Raw genomic sequence first — 12,183 nt, 5'->3', positions numbered from 1 at the left:
CGATGCGTCCTCAGTCGATCAGCCGTTATACGGCTGGAGCTTGGCCTCGACCGGCACTTTCGGGTCGGTGGCGTTTTCGGTCACGACATAGTCGAGCGGGAATTTCGAACCATCCTTGGCGGCGACCCATTGCGTGCCGATGATCGGGCCGGGCGAGACATTGGGGACCGGGCCGCTGGTGAAGTCGACCTTGCCGATCATGGTCTCGGTCTTCAGCGTGCTCAGCGCCTTGGCCACCGCCGCCTTGTCCTTGGCATTGGAACTTGCCTTCAAGGCTTCGAAGCCGGCGTCGAGCAGCGACATCGAGGCGCCGAGCTGCTGCGTCCACTGCTTGCCGCTTGTCGCTTCGTAGCCATCGGCAAGCTCAGTTCCCGAGACGCCGGTCAGCGGCGACTTGTACGGAAAAGCCTTGTGCCAATAGGCGGCGCTGGAAATCTTCATGCCGAGATCGCCGAGCGCCTCGATGTCGGACGGGAACAGGCCGGTCTTGGCCACCTGGGCGATCTTGATCTGCTTGGTCAGGCCCTGCTGCGCGGCCTGGCGCCAGAAGGCGGCGAAATCCGGCGGGATCGGGAAGGAGTTGAAGATCTCGACGCCTTCCTGCTTGAACAGCGCGATCTGCGAGGAATAGTCGGTGGTGCCGGTCTCGTAGGCGCCCGGATCGACGATGGTGAAGCCTTGCTTGGCGAGCAGCGGCGCGAGATGGGCGCGGATGGCGTTGCCGTCGGCGTCGTTGGGATACATGACGCCGACCTTCTTGTTGGTCTCGATCAGGTTCCACTGCGAGATATAGGCCTTGAAGAACTCCTCGACGCCGAAGCCGAAATGATAGGTCCATTTGAAGGGCGAGGGCGCGCCGGGCTTGGCGCCGCGGCCGAAATACCAGGCCTCCCAGGGCATGACGGTGGAGAGGCACGGCACACCGGCCGCCTCGCAGGCGTCGGCGACCGGATTGATGACCTCCGGCGTGGAGACCGCGAGCATCAGGTCGATGGCCTGGTTGTTGATCAGGTCCTTGGCGAGCTGGCCGGCGCGGGACGGATCGGACTGGGTGTCCTGGTCGATAATCTCGACGCTGTATTTCCTGCCGCCGAGCTCGATGCCGTTGGCTAGAGCCTTGCGGGCAAGGTCGAGCACATAACCGTCGGTCTCGCCGAAGCCGGCAAGCGGCCCGGTGCGCGGGCTGACGAAGCCGACCTTGAGCGCGTCGGCGGCTTGCGCGAATGCTTTGCCGCCGAATGCAAGTGCTGCGCCGCCGGCCACCGAAGTGGCGATGAACTGGCGTCGTGAAATGCCCGAAGTGGCGGGCTTGCTGCCGATAATGCGAGACATCTGCTCCTCCCTCAGTGGCCGTTCGACACGACGGCAAACAGGTCTTCCGTTTGCGGTCGGACGAACACGGCTTTCGATCCTCCGAAGTCACATTGCACTAGCGGTTTGGTTCGGTAAAATGATATTTTACGGTGTTTTATTAACCTCCAGGTTAGTGGAATTCGAACCGATCAGCCAATGGTCAAGCGTGATGCCGCGCGGCCTCGCGGATCGTCTGCAACAGGATGGTGAAGGCGGGCGAGGGCGCGGTGTCGGTGCGCATGGTCAAGCCCACCGGCCCTTTGGTTTCTTCCGTGTCCACGGGCAAGGCGACGAAGGCGCCGCTGGCGATCTCGTTGGCGACGACGCCGGCCGAGATGATCCATACCGCGTTGCTCTGGCGCATGAAGGACCGGCCGAAGGAATCGGAAACCGTTTCGATTTCCGTCGCCGGCGCGGTCATGCCGTTGGTGATGAAGAGCCGGTCGACGAAAGGACGAATGACGGATTCGCGCGTCGGCATCAGGACGGGAAACTCGTCGAGGCGGGCGAAAATGTCTGTCCCTGGCTCCGCCAACGGATGCCCGGCGCGTACGACGAACAGCACCTGCTCGGAATAGAGGTGCTCGAAGAAGAAGCCGGTCATGTGCTCGGGCGCCGCGAGCCGGCCGACGACGAGGTCGAGCGCGCCGACGCGCAGCTGCTCGAGCAGCACGGCATTCTCGCCGGTGACGATCTTGAGCGCGGCGCCGGTGTTTTCCTCGAGGAAGAGGTTCATGGCGAGCGGCATCACCCGCGCCGAAACGGTCGGCAGCGCGCCGATGCGGATCGGGTCGCGATTGAGGGCGCCGTCTTGGCGGACGGAATCGACGCCGCGCTTGAGCGCCGAAATCGCCGAGCCGGCATGGCCGAGGAAGATTTCGCCGAGACGCGTGACACGGATGCCGCGCCCGTCGCGCTCTACCACCGCGACGCCGAGCGCCTCTTCCAGCTCGCGCAACGTCTTGGTCACAGCGGGCGCGCTGACATGCAGGAAGTCGGCCGCGCGCGCGACGCTGCCTTGCCGCGCGACTTCGAGAAACGCCTGCAGATGGCGGAAGCGGATCCGGCTTTCGGCCATGGTTCGATAACCTCAGAGTTAATGAAACGCCGCAAAATATCATTTTACCGAACCAAACGGCTCGTGCAATGTGGCTTTGGAGGATCGAAATCGTGCCATTCGTCAGCATAGGCGGCGTGACGCTGCATCACCGCCACATCGAGGCGCCCGGCACGTCGCGACCGATCATCTTCATAAATTCGCTGGGCACCGATTTCCGGATATGGGACGACGTCGTCGCGCGGCTTGCCGGTGAAATGCCGATGCTCGTCTACGACAAGCGCGGCCATGGGCTGTCGGACATAGGCGGCGGCGTGCGCTCGATAGACGACCATGTCGATGATCTGGTCGCCCTCATCGATCATCTCGGCTTCGACAAGGTCGTGCTCTTCGGGCTGTCCGTCGGCGGCATGATCGCGCAGCGGCTCTACACCCGCCATCCCAAATGTGTCGAGGCGCTGATCCTCGGCGACACTGCCCATAAGATAGGCACCGCCGATAGCTGGAACACGCGCATCGCAACCATCGAACGCGACGGCATCGAGGCGATTGCCGACGGCGTGCTCAAGGTGTGGTTCACGCCAGAGTTCCATGCGAGACGCAGCGCCGAGCTTGCCGGTTGCCGCAACATGCTGACCAGGCAGGCGCTGCCTGGTTACATCGGGACCTGCAAGGCGGTGCGCGATGCCGATTTCACCGACAGCGCACGCCGCATCGCGGTGCCGACGCTCTGCATCGTCGGCGATCTGGACGGCTCGACACCGCCCGATCTCGTTCGCGCGCTGGCCGGGCTGATTCCTGGCGCACGCTTCGAAGTGATCCGCAATGCCGGACACATACCCTGCATCGAGCAGCCCGAAGCGATCGTCACTCTGATCTGCGATTTCGTCGCCTCGTTGCCTGAGGGAAAGTCTGCTCATGGATGATGTTACGAAGAACCGCTACCGGACCGGTTTGGAGGTCCGCCGCTCCGTGCTTGGCAGCCCGCATGTCGACCGCGCCGAGGACGCGGCGACCGATTTCGACAGGCCGTTCCAGCAACTGATCACGGAAGCCGCCTGGGGAACGGTGTGGGCTCGGCCCGGCTGGTCGAAGCGCGAGCGCTCGATCGTGACGCTGGCGCTGCTTGCCGCGCTCGGCCATGACGAGGAAGTGGCCATGCATGTGCGCGCCACCGCCAATACAGGCGCGTCGCGCGACGACATCTGCGAAGCCTTCCTGCATGTGGCGATCTATGCCGGCGTGCCGGCCGCCAACCGCGCCTTCAAGATCGCCAAGGAGGTGTTCGCACAGATGGATGGAGCCAAGGCCGCCCATGGCTGAACGAGGCTCCAACCAGGCGCCGGAAACCGGCGCGTTCTTCCAGCGCGACCGCCAATGGCACCCGCCGGCGTTCACGCCGGGCTACAAGAGCTCGGTGCTGCGCTCACCGCAGAAGGCATTGCTGTCGTTCGACAACACGATCTCGGAGTTGACCGGCCCGGTGTTCGGGCATGCGATGCTCGGCGAGCTCGACAACGACCTCATCCACAATTTCGCCAAGGCCGGCGAGAGCGCCATCGGCGAGCGCATCATCGTCCATGGACGCGTGCTCGACGAGCGCGGCAAAGGCGTGCCGGGCGTGCTGCTCGAATTCTGGCAAGCCAATGCCGGTGGCCGCTACCGTCACAAGAAGGACGGCTATCTGGCGCCGCTCGATGCGAATTTCGGCGGCTGCGGCCGCACCATCGCCGGCGAGGACGGCTTCTATGCGTTTCGCACGGTGAGGCCCGGTCCCTATCCGTGGCCGAATGGTCCGAACGACTGGCGCCCGGCGCATATCCATTTTTCGGTATTCGGCCAAGGCTTCGCGCAGCGGCTGATCACGCAGATGTATTTCGAGGGCGATCCGCTGATCTGGCGCTGTCCGATCGTCGGCGGGATCTCCAACACGGCCGCGGTCGAGGCGCTGATCGCCGCGCTCGACATGCACGCGACGATCCCGATGGACGCGCTCGCCTACAAGTTCGACATCGTGCTGCGCGGGCGGCGCTCGACGCTGTTCGAGAACAGGCCGGAGGGCAATTGATGGCGCAGTCGCTCGACCGGCTGAAGGAGAGCCCTTCGCAGACCGCCGGCCCCTATGTGCATATCGGGCTGACGCCGAATTTCTGCGGCATCGGCGGCGTCTATGCGAGCGACCTCGGCTCGGCCATGGTCAACGGCGAGACCAGGGGCGAGCGCATCGAATTGCGCATCCGCGTGCTCGACGGCACCGGCACGCCGCTGAAGGATGCGCTGATCGAGATCTGGCAGGCTGACGCCGAAGGTCTCTACAATTCACCTGCGGAATTGCGCGGCGCGGCCGACCCGAATTTCCTGGGTTGGGGCCGGCAGCCGACCGACATGGAAACCGGGGTCTGCCTGTTCCAGACGATCAAGCCGGGCCGCGTGCCATTCCGCGACGGCCGGCTGATGGCGCCGCATATCACGCTGTGGATCGTGGCGCGTGGCATCAATCTCGGGCTGCACACGCGACTTTATTTTTCGGATGAAGAAAAAGCCAATGACGAGGATCCGATCCTTGCCCGCATCGAACATCGCCTGCGCGTGCCGACGCTGATCGCCGAGCGCCAGGGCGACACTTACGTCTTCGATGTCCACCTGCAAGGCGAAAAGGAGACGGTCTTCTTCGACAGCTGACCGTAACCGCCATGACCGTTTCGCCCTTCGATCATCCGTTGCTTTCCGGCCTGCTCGGCGACGAGGAGGCGGCCAGGCATTTTTCCGTCGAGGCCGATATCGCCGCGATGCTCGATTTCGAACGGGCGCTGGCCGAGGCGGAAGCCGAGTGCGGCGTCATCCCGCGTGATGCCGAGGCGGCGATCGTCACGGCGCTGGCCGCGTTCCGGCCGGACACGGCGAAGCTGCGGGCAGAGGTTACCAAGGATGGCGTCGTGGCACCGGAACTGGTTCGGCAGATCAGAGCCGCCGTCGGCGCGCCGCACGATACATATGTGCATTTCGGCGCCACCAGCCAGGATGTCATCGACACCTCCCTGGTGCTGCGCCTGCGGCAGGTCATCGACCATATCGGCCTGCTGCTAGGCGAGAACATCGTGCGCCTCACGGGCTTGGAGTTGGAGTTTGGAGAACGTCAGCTCATGGCGATGACGCGCATGCAGCCGGCGATCCCGGTAACTGTGCAGGACCGGATCGTTTCGTGGCGGGCGCCGCTCGATCGTCACCAGGAACGCCTGAAAGAGCTTTCCGGCCGGCTGCTGATGCCGCAGTTCGGCGGCGCCGCCGGCACGCTGGAAAAGCTCGGCGACAAGGCCGCCGCCGTGCGCGCGACGGTTGCCGCCAAGCTCGGTCTCGGCGATGCGCCGCAATGGCATAGCCAGCGCGACGCGCTCGCCGAGTTCGCCGGCTGGCTGTCGCTCGTCACCGGCAGCCTCGGAAAATTCGGGCAGGACGTCGTGCTGATGGCGCAGACGGGCTCCGACATCAGATTGTCCGGCGGCGGCGGCTCGTCGGCGATGCCGCACAAGCAGAATCCGGTGAAGGGTGAAGCGCTGGTGGCGCTGGCGCGCTTCAATGCCGCTCAGCTCTCGGGTATGCATCAGGCGCTGGTGCATGAGCAGGAACGTTCGGGCGCGGCCTGGACGCTGGAGTGGCTCATCCTGCCGCAGATGGCGGTGGCGACGGCGGGTGCGCTGAGGCTCGCGGCCGAGCTTGCCGCGCAGATCGAAAGTCTTGGCCACTGATGCGCACGCAGGTCGTCATCATCGGCTCGGGACCATCCGGCCTGCTGCTCGGGCAGTTGCTCGCCGGCATAGGTGTCGAGACAATCATTCTCGAACGGTCGAGCCGCGAGCATGTGCTCGGGCGCGTGCGCGCCGGCGTGCTCGAACAGGGCACGGTCGACCTGCTCGGCGAAGCGGGCGCGGCGGACAGGCTGCATGCCCAGGGCCTGCCGCATGCCGGTATCTCGCTTGCCTTCGACGGCCGGGCGCATCGCATCGACATGATCGCACTCACCGGCGGCAAGCATGTCACTGTCTATGGTCAGACCGAGGTGACGCTCGATCTGATGCAGAAGCGCGAGGCGGCGGGACTCTTGACTGTCTTCGAAACGTCGAATGTCGCGCTGCATGATTTCGACGGCGCATCCCCCTCCGTCACCTACGACAAGGACGGCGCGACGCACCGCATCGACTGCGACTTCATTGCCGGCTGCGACGGCTATCACGGTGTCAGCCGCCGATCGGTGCCGCAAGGCGCGCTGAAGACGTTCGAACGGCAATATCCGTTCGGCTGGCTCGGCGTATTGGCCGAGGTGCCGCCGGCCGACCATGAGCTGGTCTATGCCAATCACGAGCGCGGCTTTGCGCTCTGCTCGATGCGCTCGCCGCAGCGCAGCCGCTACTATGTGCAGGTTCCCGCCGACGAGCGCGTCGAGGCATGGTCGGATGAGCGCTTCTGGGACGAGCTGCGCCGCCGGTTGCCGCCGCGGATAGCCGCCGCCGTCACTACCGGGCCATCCTTCGAGAAGTCGATCGCGCCGCTGCGCTCCTTCGTCGCCGAGCCGATGCGCTTCGGCCGGCTGTTCCTGGTCGGCGACGCTGCCCATATCGTGCCGCCCACCGGCGCAAAGGGCCTCAACCTCGCCGCCAGCGACGTGCGCTATCTCTTTGCCGGGCTTCGCGAATTCTATCACGAGAAGTCAGCGGCCGGGCTCGACGCTTACTCAGCCAAGGCGCTGGCGCGTGTCTGGAAAGCGGTGCGCTTCTCCTGGTGGATGACGACGATGCTGCACCGCTTTCCCGAGACGGGCGAGTTCGGCCAGCGCATCCAGGAAGCCGAGCTCGATTATCTCGTGCATTCGAAAGCGGCGTCGACGGCGCTGGCGGAAAACTACGTCGGCCTTCCCTATTGATCGGAGGCCGTCAAACGCACTCCAGCGCGATGGCGATGCCCTGGCCGACGCCGATGCACATAGTGGCCAAAGCCAGTCTGCCGCCGCGTTCGCGCAGCTCGAGCGCCGCCGTGCCGGTGATCCGCGCGCCCGACATGCCGAGCGGGTGACCGAGCGCGATCGCGCCGCCATTCGGATTGACGTGCGCGGCGTCCTCGGCGATGCCGAGCTGGCGCAGAACCGCGATGCCTTGCGAGGCGAAGGCTTCGTTGAGTTCGACGACGTCGAACTGGTCCGGCGTCAGGCCAAGACGGGCGCAAAGCTTCTTAGTTGCCGGTGCCGGACCGATGCCCATGATGGGCGGCGCAACGCCAGCGACTGCACCGCCGAGGATGCGGGCGATCGGCGTCAGGCCGTGCTTCCTAGCCGCCGCTTCCGAAGCAATGATCAGGGCCGCGGCGCCGTCATTGACGCCGGAAGCATTACCGGCGGTCACGGTGCCGCCCTGGCGGAACGGCGTCGGCAGCTTGGCCAGCGCTTCGATGGTCGTGCCGGCGCGGGGATGTTCGTCCTTCGTGACGACGATCGGATCGCCCTTCTTCTGCGGGATCGTCACCGGCGTGATCTCCTTCGTCAGCCTGCCGTTGACCTGCGCGGCGACGGCCTTGTGCTGGCTGCGCATGGCGAAGGCATCCTGGTCGGCTCTGCTCACGGAAAAATCCTCAGCGACGTTTTCTCCGGTCTCCGGCATGGAATCGACGCCATACTGCTTCTTCATCAACGGGTTGATGAAGCGCCAGCCGATGGTGGTGTCGTAAATCTCGGCATTGCGCGAGAAAGCGGTATCGGCCTTCGGCATGACGAAGGGGGCGCGGCTCATCGATTCGACGCCGCCGGCAATCATCAGCTCGGCCTCGCCGGCCCTGATGGCGCGGGCGACTATGGTGACCGCGTCCATGCCGGAGCCGCACAGACGATTGACGGTCGAGCCCGGGATGTCCTGGGGCAGGCCGGCAAGCAGCAGCGCCATGCGCGCCACGTTGCGGTTGTCCTCGCCGGCCTGGTTGGCACAGCCATAGACGAGGTCATCGACAGCCGCCCAATCAACGCCTGTGTTGCGCTCGACCAGCGCCTTCAGCGGGATGGCGGCGAGATCGTCGGCGCGCACGGAGGACAGCGAACCGCCGAAGCGGCCGATCGGCGTGCGGATGTAGTCGCAGATATAGGCCTCGGTCATCTAGGCAGCTTTCCCTTTGGCGGTTCCTTGATGCGCCGCCTTGGTGCGGGCCTGCAGGTCGCGCAATGTCTTCAGCTCGAGTTCCGTCGGCGCCGGCGTCTCGTCAAGAGCCTCGGCAAATTTTACGACCCAGCCACAGCTGTCCTGCACCTGCTCGCGTGCCACGCCAGGATGCAGCGAGACGACAGTGAATTCCTTGGTCACCGGGTCCGGCTTCCAGATGGCGAGGTCGGTGATCAAAAGCGTCGGCCCGGCGGTGTCGATGCCGAGGCGCTGGCGGTGATCGCCGCCGTCGCCATGGCCGAAGGAGGTGAAGAAGTCGATCTTCTCGACCATACCGCGCTTCGACTGGGCCATGGTGATGTAGACCTGTCTCGACGAGGTGGCGATTTCCGGCGCGCCGCCGCCGCCGGGCAGCCGGGTCTTGGGATGCGCATAGTCGCCGATGACGGTGGTGTTGATGTTGCCGAATTTGTCGAGCTGGGCGGCACCCAGGAAACCGATCGAGATGCGGCCGCCCTGCAGCCAGTAGCGGAACATCTCCGGCACCGCGACGGTGGTGACCGCCGTCTCGCACAATTCGCCGTCGCCGATCGAGAGTGGCAAAACATCAGGCGTGGTGCCGATGGTGCCGCTCTCATAGATCAGCGTGATGTCGGGCGCGTGGGTCAGCCGCGCGACGTTGCAGGCGGCCGATGGCGCGCCGATGCCGACGAAGCAGACATCGTCGCTTTTCAAGGCGCGGCTGGCGGCGATCGTCATCATTTCGTTGGCGGTGAAGCCCCGATCGATCGTGTCGCTCATGCGGCTTTCCTCAGATGCTCGACGCGGGCGGCAAAGTCATCCGCGGCGCTTTCGATGACGTTCTTTTGCATCCATGTCTGAAAACGGTCGCGGTCGGCGGCGATCTCGTCCCATTCGAGATAGGCGGCGTTGTCGCGCTCGTAGTAGCCATGCGTGTAGGAGGGGTGCGAGCCGCCAGGCGCGACCGAAATCGCCGCGATCGTCCAGCTCGGCAGCACGGTGAGATTGGGGTGGAGGTCGTCGAAGTTATCGACCACTTCCTCGACCGTCACGACGGCGCGCTTCGCCGCCAGCACCGCCTCCTTCTGGATGCCGATGATGCCTTCGACCAGCACGTTGCCTTTGCGGTCGGCCTTTTGCGCATGGATGAAGGTGACGTCGGGCCTTATCGCGGGAACGGCAGCCAGCACTTCGCCGGTGAAGGGGCAAGTGACGGATTTGATGTTGGGATTGACCGAAGCCAGGCCGGCGCCGCGATAGCCACGAAACACCGCGCAAGGCAGGCCGGCGGCGCCCGCCTCATAGGCATTGGCCATGCCGGCGTGGCTGTGCTCCTCGATTTCGATAGCACGAGGGAAGCCGTTCTCGATGGCATCGCGGGCGCGTCTCAGCAGGCCGACGCCGGGATTGCCGACATAGGAGAAGACGACCTTCTTCGCCATGCCCATGCCGATCATCTGGTCGTAGATCAGATCGGGCGTCATACGGATCAGCGTCAGCTCGCGAAAGCCCTGGCGGATCGCCTCGTGTGCGGCGGCGGTCGGGATCAGATGGGTGAAGCCTTCGAAAGCCACCGCGTCGCCGTCGTGCAGATTTTCGGCGACCGCCTGTTTCAGCGGCAGGAACTCGACCATCTCCAGGCTCCGTGAACTGCAAAAGTTCGTATTGCGAACATATGTTTCTTATGAGATACTTTCTAGCTTCAACCATTGCGCAGAGTCAACGCAGGCCTGGAGATATTCGTGGAAGAGGAGGCAATTTCACGCGACCATGTCGGCTCGCTGGAACGCGGCCTGGCGGTGATGGAAATCCTCGCGCGCCATCCAACCGGCATGACGCTGACCGAGATGGCCGAGGAGGCGAGCTTCACTCGCGCAGGCGCGCGCCGCTTTCTGCTGACTTTGGTTGCCACGGGCTACGCGACGCAGTCCGGCCGGCTGTTTTCGCTGTCGCCGCGTCTTTTGACGGTCGCGCGGACCTGGCTCGGCGGCGCATCGCTCTGGACCTTCGCGGCGCCTATCATGCGCGAGGTGGCCGGCAAATTCGACGAAGCCTGCAACGCGGCGGTGCTGTCGGGCGAGGACGTCGTCTATGTCGCGCGCATTCCCGGACGGCGCATCCTGAGCGTGGCGCTCGATGTCGGAACCAGGCTGCCGGCCTACTGCACCTCGATGGGGCGGGTGCTGCTGTCCGGCCTCTCGGCGGATGAGTTGAAGACCTTCCTGGCGCAGGCGACCATCGAACGGCGAACGGCGAAGACAATCACTAGCCGTGCCGCGCTCGGCAAGGCCATCGACAAGGCAAGGACGGATGGCTTCGCCATCGTCGATGAGGAGCTGGAACTCGGCCTGCGCTCGATCGCGGTGCCGATCGTCGATCGCGCCGGCCGCACTGTCGCGGCCATCAACGTCTCGACGCAGTCGGCGCGTTTCTCGGTCGGGGCGATGGAGCGCGACATCCTGCCGGTGCTGCGGATAGCCAAGCAGCGGGTGGAAGAATTCTTCTTCGTTTGATCCTCTGCAACATCTCGCCCACGTGTGTCGCAGGTGACCATGTCAGCGTCCAATCTGCCGCCAATCGCTAAAGTCGGCGCTGCCCCTCATCGCCCTGCCGGGCACTTCTCCCCGTATAGTGACGGGGAGAAGGGGGCTGGCCGCAACGCCGGCACCTTTTCCTGCAACGTTGGCGATTGGCGAAATCGCTGATGAGAGCGCCCCTCTCCCCGTCACTATACGGGGAGAGGATGCCGGCAGGCAGGTGAGGGGCGGCGCCAACGCTTGAAATTTAGCGTCAGGAGACCACTAGCGCCGCTCGCTACGAACCCGTTGACTCTATCTCTTCTTTCTAATATTGAACAGGATTATACAGGTTCATTGAACAGGTATCGATATGGCCCGTCGCGCGATGCAGCTCTCACCCGGCACGGGCAAGCCCGAGCAGATCGCGACGGTTCTGGAGCATGAGATACGCTCGGGCGTGCTTGGCTTTGGCGACCGCCTGCAGAGCGAGAACGAGCTCGTCCAGCGTTTCTCCGTCAGTCGCAACACGGTGCGCAAAGGGCTGGAAGAACTCTCCAGCCGCGGGCTGATCACCACCAAGGTCGGCATCGGCTCCTTCGTCACCTTCGACGGCATGCCGGTCGACGACGCGATCGGCTGGTCGCGCGCGCTGGCCAATGCCGGCGCCAATGCCGAGACCCGCACCTTGCGGCTCGAGATCATCGAGGACGCGGAACTGGCGGCACGGCTCGGGGTCGAGAGCCCGTCCTTCATCGCCGTCGATCGCGCCCGCACCAATGCCGACGACGGCCACGCCATCTCGATCGAGCGCAGCCGCCTGCCGCTGTCGCCCGAATTGGAAGATGTCCCCTTGCGTGGATTGCGCGAAGGCTCGCTGCACCAGACGCTGCGCGGGGCAGGGCTGGTGCCCGACCACGGCGAGGAATGGGCCGACATCGAGATGCTGAGCGCGGCAGATGCGGCGATCCTCGACTGCGCGCCGGGCACGCCGTTCCTGCGCACGCGCCGCCTGACGCGCGCCGCCGATGGACGCGCCATCGAGTTCGTCACCAGCCTGCTCAACCCGGCGCATTTCGCGCTGCATCTGGAGTTCTGA

13 protein-coding genes are annotated in these 12,183 nt (G+C 64.9%); 8 read left to right on the top strand and 5 right to left on the bottom strand.

What is annotated here, in order from left to right; all coding sequences use genetic code 11:
* Window positions 1-18: 18 nt before the first annotated feature.
* Together DPM33_RS10850 and pcaQ are read right to left on the bottom strand one after the other, a co-directional pair.
* Complete coding sequence (locus DPM33_RS10850; protein ID WP_112097428.1) at window positions 19-1,332, bottom strand: ABC transporter substrate-binding protein; 1,314 nt, start codon at window positions 1,330-1,332, stop codon at window positions 19-21.
* Between the two features lie 181 nt (window positions 1,333-1,513).
* Window positions 1,514-2,431, bottom strand: a complete 918-nt coding sequence (gene pcaQ / locus DPM33_RS10845) for a pca operon transcription factor PcaQ (protein WP_112097427.1) — start codon at window positions 2,429-2,431, stop codon at window positions 1,514-1,516.
* Window positions 2,432-2,523: 92 nt separating this feature from the next.
* Between pcaQ and pcaD the strand changes: the two genes are divergently transcribed.
* Genes pcaD through pobA form a run of 6 tightly spaced genes read left to right on the top strand, consistent with a single transcriptional unit; the run spans window position 2,524 to window position 7,328 of the window.
* Complete coding sequence (gene pcaD / locus DPM33_RS10840) at window positions 2,524-3,336, top strand: 3-oxoadipate enol-lactonase (RefSeq protein ID WP_112097701.1); 813 nt, start codon at window positions 2,524-2,526, stop codon at window positions 3,334-3,336.
* Window positions 3,329-3,733 (top strand): 4-carboxymuconolactone decarboxylase, encoded by a 405-nt coding sequence (gene pcaC / locus DPM33_RS10835; RefSeq protein ID WP_112097426.1) that lies wholly within the window; start codon window positions 3,329-3,331, stop codon window positions 3,731-3,733. Before pcaD ends, pcaC begins: the two co-directional genes overlap by 8 nt.
* Window positions 3,726-4,478, top strand: a complete 753-nt coding sequence (pcaH, locus tag DPM33_RS10830) for a protocatechuate 3,4-dioxygenase subunit beta (RefSeq protein ID WP_112097425.1) — start codon at window positions 3,726-3,728, stop codon at window positions 4,476-4,478. Before pcaC ends, pcaH begins: the two co-directional genes overlap by 8 nt.
* Window positions 4,478-5,092, top strand: coding sequence for a protocatechuate 3,4-dioxygenase subunit alpha (gene pcaG / locus DPM33_RS10825; RefSeq protein WP_112097424.1), 615 nt, complete (start codon window positions 4,478-4,480; stop codon window positions 5,090-5,092). The genes pcaH and pcaG overlap by 1 nt, the downstream gene beginning before the upstream one ends.
* An 11-nt stretch (window positions 5,093-5,103) precedes the next feature.
* The gene (locus DPM33_RS10820; protein WP_112097423.1) at window positions 5,104-6,156 is read left to right on the top strand and encodes a 3-carboxy-cis,cis-muconate cycloisomerase; all 1,053 of its coding nucleotides are present in this window, start codon (window positions 5,104-5,106) and stop codon (window positions 6,154-6,156) included.
* Entirely contained in the window at window positions 6,156-7,328 is a 1,173-nt protein-coding gene (pobA, locus tag DPM33_RS10815; RefSeq protein WP_112097422.1) for a 4-hydroxybenzoate 3-monooxygenase, read from the top strand. Before DPM33_RS10820 ends, pobA begins: the two co-directional genes overlap by 1 nt.
* Window positions 7,329-7,338: 10 nt before the next feature.
* Here pobA and pcaF read toward each other — a convergent pair whose 3' ends face one another.
* The 3 genes from pcaF to DPM33_RS10800 are packed head-to-tail and all read right to left on the bottom strand — an operon-like array spanning window position 7,339 to window position 10,202.
* Window positions 7,339-8,544, bottom strand: coding sequence for a 3-oxoadipyl-CoA thiolase (gene pcaF / locus DPM33_RS10810; RefSeq protein ID WP_112097421.1), 1,206 nt, complete (start codon window positions 8,542-8,544; stop codon window positions 7,339-7,341).
* Entirely contained in the window at window positions 8,545-9,348 is an 804-nt protein-coding gene (locus tag DPM33_RS10805) for a CoA-transferase subunit beta (protein ID WP_112097420.1), read from the bottom strand. It abuts the gene before it with no gap.
* Entirely contained in the window at window positions 9,345-10,202 is an 858-nt protein-coding gene (locus DPM33_RS10800) for a CoA transferase subunit A (protein WP_112097419.1), read from the bottom strand. Before DPM33_RS10800 ends, DPM33_RS10805 begins: the two co-directional genes overlap by 4 nt.
* A 108-nt stretch (window positions 10,203-10,310) precedes the next feature.
* On the opposite strand from DPM33_RS10800, the gene DPM33_RS10795 reads away from it, so the two are divergent.
* Window positions 10,311-11,081 carry an IclR family transcriptional regulator domain-containing protein gene (locus DPM33_RS10795; protein ID WP_112097418.1) on the top strand — a complete coding sequence of 257 codons (771 nt, stop codon included), beginning with the start codon at window positions 10,311-10,313 and terminating at the stop codon, window positions 11,079-11,081.
* A gap of 376 nt (window positions 11,082-11,457) precedes the next feature.
* Window positions 11,458-12,183 (top strand): GntR family transcriptional regulator, encoded by a 726-nt coding sequence (locus DPM33_RS10785; RefSeq protein ID WP_112097417.1) that lies wholly within the window; start codon window positions 11,458-11,460, stop codon window positions 12,181-12,183.

It is taken from the genome of Mesorhizobium hawassense (assembly GCF_003289945.1).
GTDB classification, from domain to species: domain Bacteria; phylum Pseudomonadota; class Alphaproteobacteria; order Rhizobiales; family Rhizobiaceae; genus Mesorhizobium; species Mesorhizobium hawassense.
This window is presented reverse-complemented; position numbering and strand designations above follow the sequence as displayed.

What these genes read in the sequence shown, in the direction of transcription:
- DPM33_RS10850 (WP_112097428.1), bottom strand. Translation starts at nt 1,332, where the DNA reads ATGTCTCGCATTATCGGCAGCAAGCCCGCCACTTCGGGCATTTCACGA.
- DPM33_RS10805 (WP_112097420.1), bottom strand. Translation starts at nt 9,348, where the DNA reads ATGAGCGACACGATCGATCGGGGCTTCACCGCCAACGAAATGATGACG.
- DPM33_RS10785 (WP_112097417.1), top strand. Translation starts at nt 11,458, where the DNA reads ATGGCCCGTCGCGCGATGCAGCTCTCACCCGGCACGGGCAAGCCCGAG.
- DPM33_RS10820 (WP_112097423.1), top strand. Translation starts at nt 5,104, where the DNA reads ATGACCGTTTCGCCCTTCGATCATCCGTTGCTTTCCGGCCTGCTCGGC.
- pcaH (WP_112097425.1), top strand. Translation starts at nt 3,726, where the DNA reads ATGGCTGAACGAGGCTCCAACCAGGCGCCGGAAACCGGCGCGTTCTTC.
- pcaQ (WP_112097427.1), bottom strand. Translation starts at nt 2,431, where the DNA reads ATGGCCGAAAGCCGGATCCGCTTCCGCCATCTGCAGGCGTTTCTCGAA.
- pcaC (WP_112097426.1), top strand. Translation starts at nt 3,329, where the DNA reads ATGGATGATGTTACGAAGAACCGCTACCGGACCGGTTTGGAGGTCCGC.
- pcaG (WP_112097424.1), top strand. Translation starts at nt 4,478, where the DNA reads ATGGCGCAGTCGCTCGACCGGCTGAAGGAGAGCCCTTCGCAGACCGCC.
- pobA (WP_112097422.1), top strand. Translation starts at nt 6,156, where the DNA reads ATGCGCACGCAGGTCGTCATCATCGGCTCGGGACCATCCGGCCTGCTG.
- pcaF (WP_112097421.1), bottom strand. Translation starts at nt 8,544, where the DNA reads ATGACCGAGGCCTATATCTGCGACTACATCCGCACGCCGATCGGCCGC.
- DPM33_RS10800 (WP_112097419.1), bottom strand. Translation starts at nt 10,202, where the DNA reads ATGGTCGAGTTCCTGCCGCTGAAACAGGCGGTCGCCGAAAATCTGCAC.